This is a genomic window from Rhodococcus opacus (assembly GCF_012396235.1).
Classification (GTDB): Bacteria; Actinomycetota; Actinomycetes; order Mycobacteriales; family Mycobacteriaceae; genus Rhodococcus_F; species Rhodococcus_F opacus.
On record NZ_JAAXPA010000036.1, the window covers coordinates 1 to 17,869 of the forward strand.

Below are 17,869 nucleotides of genomic sequence, written 5' to 3' on the forward strand. Positions count from 1 at the left end.
GATGGCATCCGCTCCCGACCCCGGCACCCACCGACCACCAATCAAACACGTAGCCGTCAAATCCACATCGGTCATTGTCACTATTCAAACCCTCACTACTCGAAAATCGTTGGTAGGTGCCGCCGACTCGACGCACACGTATGGACGGTTCGGCCCCGAGAAGCCGATGAGTTGCTATGACGTCGGCGTCAGTGTTCGGTCGACACCGTAGGTAACACCGAGTTCGCCGCCCACATCGTGGGCTTTGAGGCGCGGAAGCACCTCGGAGGCGAGCAGTTCGAAGTTTCGGGATGACACTTCGGGCGCCATGCCTCCGAAGGACGGTGCGATCAGGACCCCGCCCGCGTCCAGTCGATCGACATACTCGAGAATCCGGTCGACGACCTGATCCGGCGTTCCCCACACCTGGAGATCGGCGAGGAAGTCACAGAAGCCGTCGACTCCGTGCTTCTCGATGTTGCGGCTCAGCCCTGCGTAGTACTCGTAGCCTTCAATTTTCGCGAATCCGACGTTGTCGAATTCGTAGTGCTCGACGGTCGACTCGGCGTAGCGCCGGAGGTAAACATCGCGCATCTGCCGGGCCTCGGCTTCTGTCTCTCCTACTCCGACGAAGACGCAGATGATCGGCTTGGCCGGCTCCTCGCCGTTGATCTCGAGGTAACGGGCACGGTAGTCGCGCATCTCGGCTTCGGCTTTGTCCCAGGGCTTCTGCGCGATGACCATCAGCCCGACCTGCAGACTTGCCATGAGGTCGATTGATTGCGGAGACACCGCCGATGCGAAGGTGCGACCGCGGAACGACGCATACGGCGCGGGGCGCAGGTCCATGGCCGGCTGTTTGTACAGTTCGCCGTCGGCTTCGATGACGCCGGACTCGAGACCGTTCAGGATCGCTTCGGCATACTCCGCGAAGAGCCTGCGGGACTTGCCCATCTCCACCCGGAAGCCGTCGAACTCTACCCGGCCGAGTCCTCGGCCGATGCCGAGCATCGAGCGGCCGCCCGAGAGATGGTCGAGCAGGATGAAGTTCTCGGCGGTCCGAACCGGGTCCTGCCAGGGAAGAACGGACACCATCGTCCCCAGTTTGACCGTGGATGTCTTGGCCGCAAGCCATGAGAGGAACTGCGGGACATCGGGTGTCATGCCGTAAGCAGTGAAGTGATGTTCCGGCGTCCATACCGAATCGAATCCGGCGGACTCTGCCCGCAGCGCGAGATCCAGCTCGTTGCGGTAGGTCTCCGCGTCCGAGACGTTTCCGTCGATGTTCTGAAATACGAGAGTGATGCCGGTGTGCATCTCTCCTCCTTCGTCGAGTAGTTCGATCGGTCCTACCGACCGGTTGGTATGCAGTGTAGCGGCCGAAACCTCGGGGCGCCAGAGGCAAATCACCGTCGAATCAGCTGATTCGTGGGACCGCGCCCGGGATCACCCCGCGGGTCTGCCGCACAGCAGATCGGCGGCCTTCTCACCGATCATCACGGTCGCAGCATTCGTGTTGCACGAGACGATGCTCGGCATGACCGACGCATCTGCGACGCGCAACCCGCTGACGCCGCGCACCCGAAGGTGCGGATCGACCACCGCCGTCGCGTCAGTGCCCATGCGACAGGTTCCCGAAAGGTGGAAGAAGCTGCTGACACTGTCGTGTATCGCCTTCTCCAACTCCGGGCGGTCGAGGCGAAGTAGTGCGGGGGCGTCGGAAGTGCCACCCCATTCGTCGAATGCGCTCGTCTCGGCGAGTGTGTTCACCACCTCGATTCCGGCGATGAGCTGTTCGATGTCGTACGGGTCGCTGAGGTATTTCGGATCGATCAGCAGCGGCGCTTCCGGGTCGGAAGACGCCAGGCGAATGCTTCCGCGGCTTCGCGGGCGCATGTGCCCGATCCCGAAGGTGAAACTGTTCTCGGCTGGCCGTTGCCACGGCGTGTGGTAGTCGACCTGGATCTGCACGATCTGCAGCTCCGGCCGGGTCTGAGACGGGTTCGTCTTCGCGAACAGCGTCGACTCGGCGTAGTTGCCACTCGGTGGGGGCAGCTGTCGATCCGCGCGCATCCGGACTCCCGCCAGCAGGATGTGGTCCTGCAGGTTCAGGCCGACCTCCGGCGAATCGATCACCGGTTGCACGCCGACCAACTCGAGGTCTCGGACCGGTCCGACGCCCGAATGTAGCAGCAGCCGCACGGAATCGACTGCACCGGCGCACAATACAACGTCGCCGGCCGACGCGGACCGGATCGAGTGACCGTCCCAGGTGTACTCCACCCCACGACAGCGATCGCCCACGATGACGAGGCGTCGACAGATCGCCCCGGTGCGAACTGTCAGATTTGTCCGGCCGAGCGCCGGCCTGAGGTAGGCACTCGCGGTGCTCTGTCGCCGGTTCCCGCTGATCAGCAACTCATGGCACGCTGCCCCGAGTAACTCGCCACTGTTGAGGTCTGCTGCGACGGCGTGCTGCGCCTGCCGCGCGGCCTCGACGTGAGCGAGTGACAACGGGTGGGGCGAGTCGATCGGCCGCGGCGCCAGTGGTCCGCCCCGACCCCGGAATCGGGGGTCGCCGTCGGGGACGTCCTCGGAGCGCATGAAGTAGGGCAACACCGAGTCATAGTCCCAACCCTCAGCGCCCTCCGCGGCCCACGAGTCGTAGTCGACTCGGTGTCCCCGCAGGTGCGCCATGACGTTGATCGAGCCCGAGCCGCCCAGGACCTTGCCGCGGGTCGCGGGGACCGTCCGCCCGAGAGCCTTCTGCGGAACCGTCGCGTAATTCCAATCCAGCTCGCTGCCGGCCAAACTCGGCCAGGAACCTGGGTTCTCGATGTCTGGTCGTCGCTCGGAGCCGCCGGCCTCCAGGAGCAGGACCCGGACCTCAGGATCCTCGGTGAGTCGCGCGGCAAGGATGCACCCGGCGGTTCCGCCGCCGACGACGATGTAGTCGTAGGAGTCCATGATGCTCTACCGCCCGACCCCGACCGGCTGCACCGCGCCTGCCGTCACGGTATTCGCGTTCGGAACTTCACCGAGCAGTTCTGCTGACATGATCCATCCTCAATGTCGTACGGATAGAGGGGCTCTCATCGTTCTCGAGAAGGGAGCGCCGATCTCGGATATCTCGGGGAACGACCGCCTGAAGTCACTGATTCAGGCTGGAGCGCGTCCGGTGCGTGAGGCTTCTCGACAACAGAGGAACGCCTTCCAGCCAGGAAGCGCGACGCCGGCTCAACAGATAAAACGAAGTTCATCTGTGCTTACATACTAACCGGGCGGTACGTACCGTTGTGAGATGACGTTACCGCACTACGCGTCAGGGGGTCAAGAGATCGCGACGATACCGCTGGGACCGCGGTTCACCCGGATACCGCGAACCCGCCGCATCACGGTAGGCGCTAACGAGCACGGCCTCCACAAAGGGACATTCGTGGAGGCCGGGTGGTCGAGGAGTGCAGCTCAGGCGTCCGCTGGTCGCTCGATCAGTCCGTCGATGAGGATGTCGGCGTAGATGGTGCCGATTTCGCGGGGGGTTACCGAGCCCTTCAGGTCCAGCCAGACGTGTGTCCACGCCCCCATGCCGATGATCCCGAATGCCACCAGTCGTGCCGGGCCCTTCTTTCGGAACACACCCTCCTGCATGCCGCGCTCGATCACGTCGACGAAGAAGCGCTCGAACTCGTCACGCTTCTGCTGGATCTCGGCGAAGACATCCGTGGGCAGGAACTTCCGTTCCTGCATGAACACCGTGATCTCCGCCTTGTAGATCGACATCGGTTCGAGTAACGCCTCGGTGATCAGTCGTCGCAGGATCTGATCCGGACTCTGTTCCTTGTCTGCCATGACACTGCGCGCACGCCCCAGCTGATAGTTGATGAACTCGTCGTGCACCCGGTAGAGCAGGTCTTCCTTGCTCTCGAAATGGTGATAGAAGGCGCCCTTGGTCAGCTCCGCTGCATCGACGATGCTCTGGACAGACGTTGCCGCGTACCCGTTCCTCTCGAAGAGCGCAACCGCGTTCTCGAGCAGGGCACGCCGAGCCCCCTCGGGGTCGCGGACCCTACGGCCGCTCGTCTTGCCACTCGAAACCTTCGGCCTCGCCACGAAACTTCCTCCCTGGCTGTTCAGCTCGCCATTCATCGCCGAGTGCGCCATCCATCTCGAGCACTCTGCACGAAGCGGGTAGGCGCGATGCTACGGGCACGCCGGCGCACCGCACAACGCCTCACGCACTCTCGCAGTATACATCCGTACCAGTCGGCATGATATTACCGTCCGACGAACCTATCGAGAGTCTTCGGGGTCGGGGAGGTCCCGGAGGATCTGGACTGCCGTCATGGCGGTCGGCCAGCCGGAATAGAACGCGAGGTGAGTGGCGACCTCCACGAGTTCTTCGACTGTGAGGCCGTTGTCCAGTGCCGTGCGCAGATGAAAGGGAAGCTGGTCAGAGCGGTAGAGCGCGATCAAGGCAGCGACCGTGACGAGGCTTCGGTCCCGAGGTGTCAGTTCATGTCGTGTCCAGATGTCGCCGAACAGGGTGTCGTCGGTGAGTTCTGCCAGTTTCGGAGCGAACGAACCGAGTGCCGCTCGGGCAGGGCCTGGGCGTCCCGTGCTCACTGCGCCGGCGCGGTGCGCAGCGCGTTCGCCAGCGGGGCGCCTTCTCGGGACAGCCAGGTGCTGACCGTGTCCGTGAGGTGGTCGAGTTCGGAGTCCACGACGTAGAGACTCCGAGTGGGCACGACGGCACCCAGTTCGACGAGCAGCGGTCGGAGATGGACCTCGCCCGCCATCGCATGGTGTGCAGCACCGCCCACCATCACGGGCACCGCCGAGACACCGTCGAGTGAGACGGAGCCGAAACGGTCGAAGAAGCCCTTGAGTAGGCCCGTGTAGGTCGCCTTGTAGGTCGGCGAGGTCACGATGAGGATGTCGACTCCGCTGACGAGCTCCATGTCACGTTGCACCGTCGCGGAGTCGGGGTCCAGAACGGCCCCGCCGTGCATCGCCAGATCGACGACAGGGCCGACCCTGCCTCCGACCGCATCGGCAACCTGTCGGCCCACTTCCGCTGCGACGGTTGCCGTGCGTGACGCCGGCCGTGGGTTTCCGACCAGAACACCGACTGTGATATCGCTGTGCGCCATGGACTCTCCTCGATTCATCGTCAACGAGTATCGGTTCATACCTGCGATCCGACGGCCGTGAAGAAGGCCCGGCGTGCATAGGCCAAGGCATGGCAATCCTCGCGCACTCCCCCGTCGACCACGGCACCGACCACGATCGTGTGATCGCCGGCCTCGACCATCTGCTCGACCCGGCACACTGCGAACGCCGCGGTGTTCTCCGCGAGCACCGGCCCGCCCAGTCCTCCGTCCGGGGCCGACCATGCATGTCCGTCGAACTTCGAGTCCGACTTGACCGCGAAGGCCAGCGCGACGCTCTCGTGGCCGTCGGCGATGTAGTTGACGGTGAACGATCCCGACGAACGCACCGCCTGCAGGGTGTTCGACCCGTGGTCGAGGCATGCGAGGACGAGCGGGGGATCCAGGGAGACAGAGCACACCGCGGACATCGTCAAACCCTGATGCCTGCCGTCGTCACCGGTGGCGGTGACGACTGTGGCGGGGCCTGGTGCATACGCCATGATGTCCTTGAACTTGCCCAGGTCGATCATCGTTCGTTTCTCCTAGCTGGATCGGGATGACGTGGTGCGGCCCGCGGCGCGAATCGCGTCCTGGACACCGGGGTTGTACGCACTGGCTGCCTGAGCCCAGGACTCGAATCCCACCGTCACGTCAAAGGAATTCTCGGCGGCGAGATTCACGGCTTGTTTCATGTCACGAGCGAGTGACGGCTGCAGATCCGCGACCGAATGTGCGAGAGTCAACGCTTCTCCGAGCGGGTCATCGGCGTAGACGTCTGCGAGTCCCTCGTCATGGGCTTGCGCGCCGTCGAGTGTGCGGCCGCGGAGAACCGTGCGCAGTGCACGTCCCCGCCCCAGCCTCTCCGTCAGGAAATAGGTGCATCCGCCTCCCGGATGAAGTCCCAACTTCGCGAAGGTGGCACCGAATCTGGCGTTCGGTCCGGCGATAGTGATGTCGCATGCCAGCGCGAGATTCAACCCGGCACCGATCGCGTGACCGTTGACGGCGGACACCGTCGGATACGGAAGCTCGCGCAACCACAGGAAGCTCTCGTAGTACGACAGTTGACGGGCCCGCATGCTCGAGGGAGTCGCGCCGTTCACGCCGAAGATCGCCATGAGATCCGCCCCGGCACAGAACGAGGTCCCGGATCCGGTCACCACCAGGCACCGCGTTTCAGTGTCGGTGGACAGCTGTTCCGCCGCTTCGAGTAGCTCGAGTCGCATGTCTGGGCCGATGGCGTTCCGCTTCTCCGGATCGTCGAGTACGAGAACCCGGACGCCGTCGTCGTGCCGCTCGATGCGAATCTTGTCGAATTCTGTCATTTCCCAGTCTTTCTGCGAGGTTCCGGTCGACTCAGCCGGCATCGGGGCGTACCGCTACGGCTTCGATCTGAACGCGCAGGTTCGAGGCGATACCGAGAACGAATGTCGACCGCGCCGGGTACGGTCCCTCACCGAAAGCGCCCTTGTACGCATCGAGGAACTCGAAGCGATATGCCTCGTCTTGCAGGTAACAGGTGGTCTTGACGACGTCGCGCAGGGTGAGGCCTGCGTCCGCCAAGATTCTGGCGACGTTCTCGAGGCAGATCCGGGTCTCGTCGGCGATCGACTCCGCCTCCGGACGTCTCGCCATGGTCTCAGGGTCGATCGCCAGGCCCGCGGCATAGACGAACACGTCGGTCGCGGTACCGGACGACAGCCCCTGCGGACTGAAATCTCCCAGGTCGGCTGGATTCAAGTAGTCGATCATTTCGACCTCGTCTTTCGTTTGTACGATTCGGTTGCAGTGATCACGCATTGCGTAGATCGACGGTCCGGGTCTCACCGAGTGCGCTCACAGAAAGCGCGGCCACGATGCACAGCGCGGAGATCATCACGGAAACCGCGATGCTGCCCGGGCCTCCCGGCGCGATGAAGGTTGCAGCGAGGAGCGGGCCGAGTCCGCCACCGATCATTCCGGCAAATTGGTAGCACAGGGATACGCCCGTGTAGCGGGACGCCGTCGGGAACAGCTCCGCGAGCAGTGCGGGGACCGGGCCGTTCGCCGCCGCGTTGAGCACGGTCATGCTGATGACATACGAGAGCAGGATCAGTGGGAAGCTTCCCGACGTCACCAATGGGAACATCGCGAACGCGTGGATCGCCGTGAGCAGGGCTGCGGTGACGTAGACCGGTCGCCGGCCGTATCGGTCGGAGAGCCACGCGAACAACGGGACAGTGAGAAGCATGCCAGCCGTACCGATCATCATCGCGTTGAGCAGCGTCTGGCGCGGGATCCCGAAGTCCTTGTGCGCGTACGTCACCAGCAGTGACGTCGCCACCGCGTACGCCATGAACGGTCCGGCGTAGACGCCGATTCCGAGCAGCACGCGACCCCGGCGTTCCCGAAGTAGCGCGAACAGCGGCGCGCGGCGCGGCTCCTCTTCGCTACGCTCCTTCTTCTCGGCCAGCAGGACGGGACTCTCGCGTACGCCGACCCGGATGTACATGCCGATTCCGACGAGGACGACCGTCACGAGGAAGGGTAGACGCCAACCCCAGGACAGGAACTGGTCCTCGGAGAGCCCGCCTAGCGCTGCGAAGGCCGCGAAGGACAGTAGGAGTCCGGCCGAGGCTCCCATCTGGGTTGCGCTGCCGTAGAATCCGCGGGACTTCGTGTTCGCATGTTCGACAGCCATCAACACGGCGCCGCCCCATTCACCGCCGACGGCGATTCCCTGCATGAGACGGAGCGCCACGAGCAGGATCGGGGCGAGCACGCCGATCTTGTCGGGCGTCGGCAGCAATCCGATCGACACGGTTGCCACCCCCATGATGCTCAGCGTCCAGATGAGCGAGGATTTCCTGCCGAACCGGTCGCCGAAGTGGCCGAAGATGATTCCACCGAGCGGGCGGGCGAGGTACCCGACGGCTAGCGTGCCGAACGAGGCGATCAGCGCCACGGCCGGCGACGATCCCGCGAAGAACACGGGAGCGAACACCAGGCTCGCCGCGGTCGCGTAGATGAGGAAGTCGTAGTACTCGATCGTGCTGCCGATCGCGCTGGCGATATAGACGCGGCGCCGTTGGCGAACAAGATCGTCGTTGGGCCTGTCCGTAGTTGCCCTTGGGGAGGAAGTGCCGTCGAGAGTACTCATTGCGGTCTCCGGATTCGGGGCGGGGGTGGATCGCTGGTGATCACATCGGCCCGCTGAGTGGGGGCTATTTCGGGAGGATGATGTCGAGCGGCCGGTTGTAGAGGATGTCCTCGACCACGTCGTGTGGGATCGGGAGTGGCATGTCGAGTTCCGAGATCGCCAGGAACTGATCGGCGGACTCTTTCGGACAGAATGACGGGAAGTCGGAGCCGAACACCAGGCGGTCGGTGACATGGCCCTCGATGGCGAGTCGGAGCCCGTTGTAGAGCTGCCAGGTCTTCACCGGCAGCGTCGATACGTCGGCGAAGACGTTGCGGTTCTTCATCATCAGTTCGACTGTCTCGTTCATCCACGGCTTCCCGAAGTGGGCGACGAGGATGTTCGTGTCCCGGAACTCGCGGGCGACCTTGTCGAGAAACATGGGGTACGCGTATTCGTTGCACCCGTCGGGCGCGAACACACTCGCCTGGTGGAACATGAGGAAGATGCCGAGATCAGCGGCAGCGCGATAGACCTCGTAGGCTTCGTCGCAGTGCGGATGGAAACCCTGATACGGGGGTGAGAGTTTCACCCCGTGAAGGCCGTATTCGCGCACGGCGCGGCGGAGTTCGTCCGCCGCGCCGGGCTGGGTCGGGTCGACGCTGCCGACCCCGATCGCCCGTTCCCGGTTGGCGTCGAGGTACTCGCCGACATAGTCGTTCGGCACTTTCATCCCGATCCGGGCCACCTGCAGGCCGAGGACCAGGAACCTCTCGACACCGGACTCCGCCATCACCCGGGTGTGCTCGGCGAGGTCCGCGCGGCCGAAGCCCGGCCGCCCGACGAGCTCGGTTCCTCGGTCGGTCCATACCGGGCCCAGGTGTTCGGGCAGGTAGATGTGTGTGTGCCAGTCGGTGAACGGGCGCTCGGGCATCGCGGCTATCCCTGTCTCTTCGGCCGGAGCGCGACGGCGTCGATCTCGACGCGGCAGTCGCCGGCGATGCCGACGACGAGCGTCGTGCGCGCCGGGTACGGGCCCTCCCCGAAGACCTCGGTGTACGCGGTCCAGAACTCCTTGCGATACGAATCGTCGGCCAGGTAACAGGTCGTCTTCACCACGTCCCCGAGCGTGCAGCCGGCAGTCTCGAGGATCCCCTGGATCTCCTCCAGCGCGATCTTCGTCTCGTTCGCGATGGTGTCGGCCTCCGGCTTACGCGCCAGCGTCTCCAGATCCAGCGCCATGCCGCCGCAGAACACGTAGTCCTTGGTCGCCACACCCGGATTCATTCCGAATCGAGGGTAGGAAAGGTTGCCTGGGTTGAGGTATTCCGTCATGAGTATTCCTTCGGTGGGATCCGGTGGATCAGTTCGCGGCGACAGCCGTGGAATCGAGTGTGCGGAGTTCCGGCATGCACTCGCTGGCGAAGAGTTTCAGGGATCTGTCGATGTCCTCGTGTGCGATGCCCGGCACGCCCATCTGCAACAGCCAGTTCTGGATGCCGTGCGACTTCGTCATCCGCGTCATCTTCGCGAGCACGGTGTCCGGCGAACCGATGAAGAGGTGATCACGATCGAACATGAGATCCCAGGGAGCCATCGCCTTGTACTTGGGATCATTCGGGTCCTCGTCGGCGTCGAGGAAGACCCCGATACCGCGAACCCGGCAGATAAGCTCGAAAAACTCCACCACCGCCGGCTCAGCGATGCGACGCGCCTCCTCGTCCGTGTCCGCGACGTATGCCATGCGCAGCACGCCCACATCCTCGCCGAGTGCCGGGGTGACGCCGGTGACCTTGGCCCGCTCGTCGCGATAGAGTTCGCAGAGGTTGTGGAGAACCTGACCGGTGGGGTACCAGGTGATCGGCTTCATACCCTTCTGAGCGGCGCGCCGGAAGCCCTCGACAGTCTCGGTGACCGCGAACAGCGGCGGCATCGGCTGCTGGTACGGCTGCGGAGTGATCCCGAACGCTTGAAGCATGCCGTCATCGCCGACCCAGCCTTCCGGATCGGGCGCACCGGGCGAGTGGATGAACTTCGTCCCCGGCTCCGGGAATGTGTAGCGCGGCCCCTTCCAACTGAACTGGCGGTCGGTCCAGATCCCCTTCACGATCGCGAGGTTTTCGTCGAAGATCCCGTAACTGTTTTCGCTGCCGTTCCAGCGGTTTGCCTCGGGATTGAGGTTCATCACCTCGATCGGCAGAATTCCCCGACCGAACGCCACATCGAGACGACCGTCACTGAAGTGGTCCAGGATGGCGAGATCCTCCGCCACCCTCAGCGGATGCCACAGGGTCAGCGATACCGCCGCCATCCCGAACCGGATGCGGCTCGTCCGAGCGGCCAGATCCGTCGCCAGCATGATCGGATTCGGGCTCGCATCGGTCCCGTCGACATCGAAGTGATGCTCCCCCAACCAAATACGGTCATATCCGAGCTCGTCCGCCATCACGGCATGTCGCCGCGTCGCCTCCAGCACCTCATGCCAGGACAACTCGCCCGAACGATTCGTCAACGCATACAGCAAATCCAGTTTCATATTTCACTCCAAGTCTCTGTGGCCGACCGCCGCTTCCCGACGAGAACGACCGTCGTTTCTTCAACCGGTTTTCGAGGGCTGACATCACACCGCGCCCTTCGGTGACGACCATCACACGAGGGTCCCTGCGGGGCCAGCCCCGATGCCAGCGGGAAACTACCTATCCACTACCTGTGCACTACGTATCTGCCATGACCGCCTTCAGCCATGGCTGCGACCTCCGCAGCACGGCAATACCTGTCCCGTGACATATGCCGCCTGGTCGGAGCCCAACCAAGCGACGGCTTCGGCGATATCGATGGGCCTGCCCGGGCGTTGCAGCGGAATGCGCGAGATGATGCGGTCACGCACCCTCGCGGGTACCGCATCGGTCATGTCGGTGGCGATGAAGCCCGGTGCCACGGCGTTGACGCGCAAGCGCGGCGCGTGGCTCAACGCCAGTGACCGGGTCAGACCGACTACGCCGCCCTTGGAGATGGCGTAGTTGAACTGGCCGACGTTGCCGAGGTATGCGCGTGAGCTGATATTGACCACCGCGCCACCATCGACGATCTCGTCGGCCAGTTCGGACGTCAACTCGAAGGTCGCGCCCAGGTTGATTCGATTGACGAGTCGGAAGTTCGGTTCGGTCATGTCGCCGATCAGAGCATCGCGCGTGATACCGGCGTTGTTCACCAACAGGGTCGGCTGCCCCTCTTCGGACCGTATTGCGGAGCGAATCTGCGCACGGCCCTCCGGATCGGCGATGTCGGCCTTCACTGGCGTGGCATCGATCGATGCTGCGCTGTCCCCGACCCTCGGATCCACGTCTACCAGGACCAGGCGGTAGCCGTCCTTCGTCAGGCGCCGGGCAATTTCGAAGCCGATACCCCGGGCCGCGCCTGTGACCACTGCAATCTTCATGGCAGAGCTGCTCCTAAATGTTCCTCGCCGAGTACGAAGGCTTGACCGTTGGCCCCGCGAGTGGCGACGAGGAGATCCACCGCATCGGCAACCGACTTCGGTTCCACATCGTCGGCCACGGCGACGACCGTCGAGTAGCCGTTGTGTTTTCGGCGCTCGAGCGCGAGTGCGCGTGCGCCGCTGAGTAGGCCGGCTGCGACAGCCGCGTCCAGCGGTTCGGTACGTCCCAGCAGTGCGGCCGAGCGCACGACGTAGACCACTGCACCACCGGCCGCGACTGTCTCCCGGGTCATGTCGAACGCCTGAGCCAGTTCGTCCTCGGTCTCCGCCCATTCACGAAGACCAGTCCGTGCGACGAATACGAGACCGTCACGGGGGTCTGTTCCCGCACGGCCGGCGCCGGTCAACACCTCTTTGAGTTGCGGGTTGTCCGCGCGGACCCTCATACCTTCGCCTCCCGCTTCACCAATGCCACCATCTCTCCTTCTTGTACGACGACATCGTGCTGGTTGAGAACCTGCACGTGCTGGACCATGACGCCACGGTCGGGCTTCGACGTAGGAGTCAGCTCCACGACCTCGTTGGCCGCGCGAATCGTGTCGCCGATGAGCACCGGACGCACGAAGCGCCAGCGACGAATCTCGGCGAACGCCACCAGGGTGTCGTCGAAGATTCCGAGCCGGCCCCGAAGGCCTGTCACGATCGACAGAACGAGCGCTCCGTGAGCGATCCGTTCGCCGAACTGACTCTCGCGCATAGTCTGCGCATCAGTGTGCAGAGTATGAAAATCACCGGACACTCCGGCGAAGTTGACCACGTCCGCCTCCGTCACAGTGCGACGCGGAGTCTCGAACGTCATTCCGATTTCCACGTCATCGAACCACAGTCCGGCCATGGGACACCTTTCGAGAATTCATTGCGGAACTCCGACTCGAAGCAGTTTGCCGAGCGGCTACCGTTCACGAAAACTTAGTACCGCCCGGTCGGTACGTCAAGCATCAAGATGCACTCGAGTGGAAGATCCCGGTGCCTACGCCGAATTACCTACCAGCATTGCGTATATCGCCCACTTTTGCCATAGTGCGTAATCAAGACATACGGCGATCAGCCTCTCGACCAACATTCCAACCGGTTTGCAGACGCACACGCAGGCACCGTACGCAACGTGACGCAACACCCGAAACCGACTCAGCCACAACCGAAGGGATTCTCCAATGAGAGATCCGCGACTGGTTCCGCCCATAGCGTCGGACCCACACGACATGGACGACTTACGCGCCGAAGTCCGGCAATTCGTCGACGCCCAGTTCGCTGATGGGCGCATCACTCCGCGGATCGACAGCTGGCTCACCGGCTGGCACGAGGACTTCTCGCGCACACTCGCCGACCGGGGATGGGTCGGCATGACGATCCCAATCGAGTACGGTGGCCACGGTCGCAGCCACCTCGAACGTTTCGTCGTCACCGAGGAACTCCTCGCTGCAGGCGCCCCGGTCGCCGCGCACTGGATCGCCGACCGCCAGATTGCACCGTCACTCCTCTTGTACGGCACAGAATTTCAAAAACGGAAGTACCTACCCGAGATCGCCCGAGGCGAGTGCTACTTCGCCATCGGCATGAGCGAACCCGACTCCGGATCCGACCTCGCCAGCGTCCGCACCAAAGCCACCCGCGTCGACGACGGCTGGGTCCTCAGCGGCACCAAGGTCTGGACGTCCGGCGCCCACCATGCCCACGCATTCATCTGCCTCGCCCGCACGACCCCCGTCGACCCCGCACATCGGCACGACGGACTGAGCCAGTTCATCGTCGACCTGTGCTCACCCCGCGTCGACATCCGGCCCATCGTCTCGATGCACGGTGGGCACCATTTCAACGAAGTCATCCTCAACGACGTCTTCGTCGCCGACGACATGGTCTTCGGCACCATCGGCAGCGGCTGGCAGCAGGTCACCTCGGAACTGAGCTTCGAACGCAGCGGACCCGAACGCTTCCTGTCCACATTTCCCCTCCTCGCCGACACCGCCGAACAGATGCGGACAGGGGCAGTACCCCGACACCCCGACCTAGGCCGGTATCTCGCCCGAACAACGGGGCTGCACCAGATGTCCACCGCGGTCGCCGGAGCCCTCGGACGCCACGAACCCGCCGACGTCGCCGCGGCCGTCGTCAAAGTCCTCGGAACTACCACCGAAGGCGACATCGCCGATTTTGCCGACGTCATCACCGGTGACACCGGTCCGACCCCCCGCCGCTACCGAGCAATGATCGATGACGCCGCCGCCCAACGCCCCGGATTCACCCTTCGTGGCGGCACCAACGAAGTTCTGCGCGGCGTGATCGCGCGGGGATTGGGAATGCGCTGATGACGACCCCGACCACTGTCGACCCCGATCTTGTGGAAATGATGTCTGCGGTCTTCGTCGCTTACCGCGACCAGAAGGAACCTGACGCCGATACCGCTACGTGGGACCCGATCCTCTGGTCCCACCTCACCGATCTCGGCCTGACCCGCCTCACCGGACCAGAGGAATCCGGCGGCAGCGGAGCCGGATGGCTCGAAGCCGCGGAACTGCTCCGCACCGCTGCGGCCAACGGCGTCCGAATCCCGCTGGCCGAACACGACCTGCTCGCCGGCTGGCTGCTCGATACCGCCGGGCTTCCCGCAGACGACGCCCGCCGCACCGTCTGCCTGCTCGATCACACCGGAACTGCCCACCGGGTGCCCTGGGCCGCCCAATCCGACAAGATCGTCACGGTCTGGCGCGACACCCACACGTACGTTGTCGCCGACATCGAGACGAACATGCTCACCATCACGCCGGACGCCAACATCGCCGGCGAACCCAGAGACACCGTCACCATCGACAGCGCCCATTCGGGCACTCCGATAGCTGACGCGGTCGTCGACCAACTACTCCTGCGCGGCGCACTGATCCGAGCCGTGCAGACGAGCGCCGCGCTCGATCGCATCCTCGACCTGTCAATCACGCACACCACCGAACGCACCCAGTTCGGGCGACCGCTCGCGAAGTTTCAGGCCATACAAAACCTCGTCGCCGATATCGCCGCCGAAGCCGCACTCACCCGGGCCGCCACCGAAGCCGCCCTGAACGAAGCCGTCCGCACCGACTGGTCCGCACCGAACCTCGACGTCCTTGTCGCCGTTGCCCGTTCCTGCGCCGGCCACGCCGCATCCACCGTCGTCCGCAATGCCCACCAGGTGCACGGAGCGATCGGCACCACCCGCGAGCACCGCCTGCACGAGTTCACCCAACCTGCCCTCGCGTGGCGCTCCGAGTTCGGCTCCCTCCACCACTGGGACGACATGCTCACCACCGCATCCATCACGGCAGGCCGACAGAACCTGTGGTGCCTCGTCACCGCATAGTCTTCCGGCCGCCAATGACCAATGAATTGAGTAGTGCCGAATGACATTCGCACTTGCACGGAGAATTACGGAAGTCTTTCGCGTTCTCGCGCACACTCGTGTAGCCGCGCGAGAGTTCGAGTTCTGGACTGCCACGACCAGCCCGGCTTCCTCACCTGAGCCGAGAAGTCCGGTCGACGCCTTTGGCGGCCTCTACACGAGAGACAGCGACGGCTCCAGAAAGGAAGACGCCCGATGAGTGACTGCCAGAACTTACCCCGCGAAGCACGCGAACTCATCACCCTCGCTCGGCAATGGATTCCCTATGGCAGGGTTCCCGCAGAGCTTGTCTTCCAGACATTCGGAATCACCGAGCACCAGTTCGTCGACAGGCTATGGGCAGTAGTGCAGGGTACTCCCTGCGATCCGCATCTCGTCCGTGCGCTTTCCTCCACCTATCCGCGCCGGCGGCCACACTGGGCAGCACCCACAACGCGCGGTAGCTCACCGGTCTGAGCAGCAGACACCGCCCCACATACCGCCGATCCGCACTGTTCGAGGCAGCTGCAGCACCACGCGGTGCTTTGTCCACACGGACGCCGCCGTCACGGCCGCCGCCGCAACCCAGCCGGCGTGGGCCGCCCTCCCCGCACCGGCCCGGGGCGCCATCCTCATGACGGCGGCGAACCTGCTGCAGGAACGTGGTTCCGTTGTGGCCGCGGACCTCGTCCAAGAAGACAAGACCCTCGCCGAAGCCCGCGGCGAAGTCACGCGCGCCGTGGACGTGCTGCGGTTCTTCGGTTCCCTCGGGTGGACGGCCACCGGCGAGATGCTCCCCAGCGGACTGCCCGGAACCAGCGTCACCACCCGCCGCGAACAATCGTCTCGGGCAACACGGTGGCGCTCGAGCCCGCCGAACTCACACCCCTGTCCGCCACCCACCTTGCCCGCTACGGACTCACCGCGGGGATCTGCACCGACAGCCTCGCTCGCTCGACGGACTTCGCGGCCCGGGCGCAGGCCGGCGTCGTCAAGATCAACCGCCCGACCGCCGGGCTCGACCTGAATGTGCCGTTCGGCGGGGTGAAGGATTCGTCCACGAACACGTTCCGGGAGCAGGGTCGCAGCGCGGTGGACTTCTACACCTGGGGGAAGACCGTTGACACGGGCGTCTGATCCGACCGCATCCGTGAGCGTGTGGGAGGGCCGTCCCATACGTCCTGTTGGACATTTGTGCATGTGGCGGAAAGCGTGGTTGTGCTGTAGAACATAAACAGCGAGACCGGTTTGTGATATGAACCACATCTAAACGTTACTTTGCGACACCACTACACAGACATGAACAACAGTTCCGGGGGGAGCGGATCCGCGCAGGTGGATCCGGGTTCGGGAACGGTAAGGACACCACATGCTGTTGCCGATGGCACCGACCGATTCACTGTTTCTGCTCGGCGAGTCCCGCGAGCATCCAATGCACGTCGGCGGCCTGGCAGTGTTCACGCCACCCGAGGGGGCGTCGGCGGCCGATGTGCGCGCGATGTTCGATGCCGCGCTGATCGGTGACCAGGTGGCGGCGCCGTTCCGTAAGCGGGCCCGCCGCTCGGTGACGTCGCTCGGCCAGTGGGGCTGGGACACCCTTCCGCACCACGAGGTCGACCTGGAACACCACGTGCGCCGCGACGCCCTGCCCCAGCCGGGCGGAATGGCAGAACTGATGACCCTGGTGTCGAGGCTGCACGGCACCCTGCTCGACCGCAGCCGCCCCCTGTGGGAAATGCACCTGATCGAGGGCCTCGCCGACGGCCGCTACGCGATCTACACCAAGATCCACCATGCCCTCGCCGACGGTGCGTCCGCGATGAGGCTGCTCCGCGACAGCATGAGCGAGGACCCCCACCGTCGGAACATGCCCACACCCTGGCAACCCCGAAACCCGCTGACGGCCGTGCCGGACGCGGGCGTCGCGGTGTCGGGAGGGCTCGGCTCGGCACTGCCCACGATGGCGTGGGACGCCGCCCGCGCGGCGGTCGGCGAGGTGGCCGGACTCCTGCCCGCAGCGGTCGGCACCGTGGATCGCGCCCTGCACGGCAAGGGCGGTGCGGTGTCGCTGACCGCACCGCACACCCTGTTCAACGTGCCGATCAGCGGAGCCCGGCACGTCGCCGCCCGGTCCTTCCCCCTCGAACGGATCCGCCTGCTGGCCAAGCACGCCGACGCCACCATCAACGACATCGTGCTGACGATGTGCGCGGGCACCCTCCGGGCCTACCTGCACACCCGCGACGCGTTGCCGGACAACCCCCTGATCGCGATGGTCCCCGTCTCCCTCCGCGCGCCGAATACCGGGGCCGGCGGCAATCGGGTTGGCGTGCTCATGTGCAACCTGGCCACCCACCTCCCCGACCCCGCGCACCGACTCGAAACCGTGCGCAACTGCATGAACGAGGGCAAGGCCGCCCTCCAGGCGATGAGTCCCGCCCAGGTTCTCGCGATGAGCGCCCTCGGCGCCGCCCCGCTAGGAGTCGAGATGTTCCTCGGCCGCCGCGGTCCGCTGCGACCACCCTTCAACGTCGTCATCTCCAACGTCGCCGGCCCCCGAACCCCCTTGTACTGGAACGGGGCCCGACTCGAATCCCTCTACCCGCTGTCCATCCCCACCACCGGGCAGGCACTCAACATCACCTGCACCAGCAGCGACGACCAGATCGTCTTCGGCCTCACCGGCTGCCGCCGCACCGTCCCCGACCTGCACCCCATGCTCGATCACCTCGACGCCGAACTCGACCTGCTCGAGACCGCCGTCGGGCTGTGAC

At 64.6% G+C, this 17,869-nt stretch carries 19 protein-coding genes and 1 pseudogene; 5 read left to right on the forward strand and 15 right to left on the reverse strand.

Annotated elements, in window-relative coordinates; translation table 11 throughout:
* Window positions 1-174: 174 nt before the first annotated feature.
* The 15 genes from HGB39_RS33010 to HGB39_RS33080 form a co-directional block, all read right to left on the reverse strand.
* Window positions 175-1,296: an LLM class flavin-dependent oxidoreductase gene (locus HGB39_RS33010; protein WP_005567537.1), complete on the reverse strand. Its 1,122-nt coding sequence runs from the start codon at window positions 1,294-1,296 to the stop codon at window positions 175-177.
* Window positions 1,297-1,425: 129 nt separating this feature from the next.
* Complete coding sequence (locus HGB39_RS33015) at window positions 1,426-2,946, reverse strand: GMC family oxidoreductase (protein WP_005567538.1); 1,521 nt, start codon at window positions 2,944-2,946, stop codon at window positions 1,426-1,428.
* Window positions 2,947-3,444: 498 nt separating this feature from the next.
* Window positions 3,445-4,089: a TetR/AcrR family transcriptional regulator gene (locus tag HGB39_RS33020; protein WP_198432313.1), complete on the reverse strand. Its 645-nt coding sequence runs from the start codon at window positions 4,087-4,089 to the stop codon at window positions 3,445-3,447.
* Window positions 4,090-4,269: 180 nt separating this feature from the next.
* Window positions 4,270-4,602: a carboxymuconolactone decarboxylase family protein gene (locus HGB39_RS33025; RefSeq protein WP_005256894.1), complete on the reverse strand. Its 333-nt coding sequence runs from the start codon at window positions 4,600-4,602 to the stop codon at window positions 4,270-4,272.
* On the reverse strand, window positions 4,599-5,129 hold the full coding sequence (locus HGB39_RS33030) for an NADPH-dependent FMN reductase (protein WP_005256893.1): 531 nt from the start codon (window positions 5,127-5,129) through the stop codon (window positions 4,599-4,601). Before HGB39_RS33030 ends, HGB39_RS33025 begins: the two co-directional genes overlap by 4 nt.
* A 35-nt stretch (window positions 5,130-5,164) precedes the next feature.
* Window positions 5,165-5,659 (reverse strand): flavin reductase family protein, encoded by a 495-nt coding sequence (locus HGB39_RS33035; protein ID WP_005256892.1) that lies wholly within the window; start codon window positions 5,657-5,659, stop codon window positions 5,165-5,167.
* 12 nt (window positions 5,660-5,671) lie between these two features.
* Window positions 5,672-6,496 (reverse strand): enoyl-CoA hydratase-related protein, encoded by an 825-nt coding sequence (locus HGB39_RS33040; protein WP_005256891.1) that lies wholly within the window; start codon window positions 6,494-6,496, stop codon window positions 5,672-5,674.
* Window positions 6,486-6,881, reverse strand: a complete 396-nt coding sequence (locus HGB39_RS33045) for a RidA family protein (RefSeq protein WP_231137710.1) — start codon at window positions 6,879-6,881, stop codon at window positions 6,486-6,488. Before HGB39_RS33045 ends, HGB39_RS33040 begins: the two co-directional genes overlap by 11 nt.
* 40 nt (window positions 6,882-6,921) lie before the next feature.
* Window positions 6,922-8,268: an MFS transporter gene (locus HGB39_RS33050; RefSeq protein WP_005567543.1), complete on the reverse strand. Its 1,347-nt coding sequence runs from the start codon at window positions 8,266-8,268 to the stop codon at window positions 6,922-6,924.
* Window positions 8,269-8,332: 64 nt separating this feature from the next.
* Window positions 8,333-9,181, reverse strand: coding sequence for an amidohydrolase family protein (locus tag HGB39_RS33055; protein ID WP_005256879.1), 849 nt, complete (start codon window positions 9,179-9,181; stop codon window positions 8,333-8,335).
* Between the two features lie 5 nt (window positions 9,182-9,186).
* On the reverse strand, window positions 9,187-9,582 hold the full coding sequence (locus tag HGB39_RS33060) for a RidA family protein (RefSeq protein WP_005256878.1): 396 nt from the start codon (window positions 9,580-9,582) through the stop codon (window positions 9,187-9,189).
* A gap of 28 nt (window positions 9,583-9,610) precedes the next feature.
* Window positions 9,611-10,783, reverse strand: a complete 1,173-nt coding sequence (locus tag HGB39_RS33065) for an LLM class flavin-dependent oxidoreductase (protein ID WP_005256877.1) — start codon at window positions 10,781-10,783, stop codon at window positions 9,611-9,613.
* Window positions 10,784-10,984: 201 nt separating this feature from the next.
* Window positions 10,985-11,686: an SDR family oxidoreductase gene (locus HGB39_RS33070; RefSeq protein ID WP_005256876.1), complete on the reverse strand. Its 702-nt coding sequence runs from the start codon at window positions 11,684-11,686 to the stop codon at window positions 10,985-10,987.
* Complete coding sequence (locus HGB39_RS33075; RefSeq protein ID WP_005572564.1) at window positions 11,683-12,132, reverse strand: hypothetical protein; 450 nt, start codon at window positions 12,130-12,132, stop codon at window positions 11,683-11,685. The genes HGB39_RS33070 and HGB39_RS33075 overlap by 4 nt, the downstream gene beginning before the upstream one ends.
* Window positions 12,129-12,581 (reverse strand): MaoC/PaaZ C-terminal domain-containing protein, encoded by a 453-nt coding sequence (locus tag HGB39_RS33080; protein ID WP_005256873.1) that lies wholly within the window; start codon window positions 12,579-12,581, stop codon window positions 12,129-12,131. The genes HGB39_RS33075 and HGB39_RS33080 overlap by 4 nt, the downstream gene beginning before the upstream one ends.
* A 319-nt stretch (window positions 12,582-12,900) precedes the next feature.
* On the opposite strand from HGB39_RS33080, the gene HGB39_RS33085 reads away from it, so the two are divergent.
* From HGB39_RS33085 to HGB39_RS33100, 5 genes and pseudogenes are all read left to right on the forward strand, one after another.
* Complete coding sequence (locus HGB39_RS33085; protein ID WP_043793296.1) at window positions 12,901-14,052, forward strand: acyl-CoA dehydrogenase family protein; 1,152 nt, start codon at window positions 12,901-12,903, stop codon at window positions 14,050-14,052.
* Entirely contained in the window at window positions 14,052-15,077 is a 1,026-nt protein-coding gene (locus HGB39_RS33090) for an acyl-CoA dehydrogenase family protein (RefSeq protein WP_005572568.1), read from the forward strand. Before HGB39_RS33085 ends, HGB39_RS33090 begins: the two co-directional genes overlap by 1 nt.
* A gap of 418 nt (window positions 15,078-15,495) precedes the next feature.
* Window positions 15,496-15,873 (forward strand): annotated as a pseudogene (locus HGB39_RS40030) (aldehyde dehydrogenase family protein); the annotation flags it as partial.
* 80 nt (window positions 15,874-15,953) lie between these two features.
* Window positions 15,954-16,232 (forward strand): aldehyde dehydrogenase family protein, encoded by a 279-nt coding sequence (locus HGB39_RS39215; protein WP_005572569.1) that lies wholly within the window; start codon window positions 15,954-15,956, stop codon window positions 16,230-16,232.
* A 232-nt stretch (window positions 16,233-16,464) separates the two neighbouring features.
* The gene (locus HGB39_RS33100) at window positions 16,465-17,868 is read left to right on the forward strand and encodes a WS/DGAT/MGAT family O-acyltransferase (RefSeq protein ID WP_064079828.1); all 1,404 of its coding nucleotides are present in this window, start codon (window positions 16,465-16,467) and stop codon (window positions 17,866-17,868) included.
* The last annotated feature ends 1 nt before the right edge of the window (window position 17,869 follow it).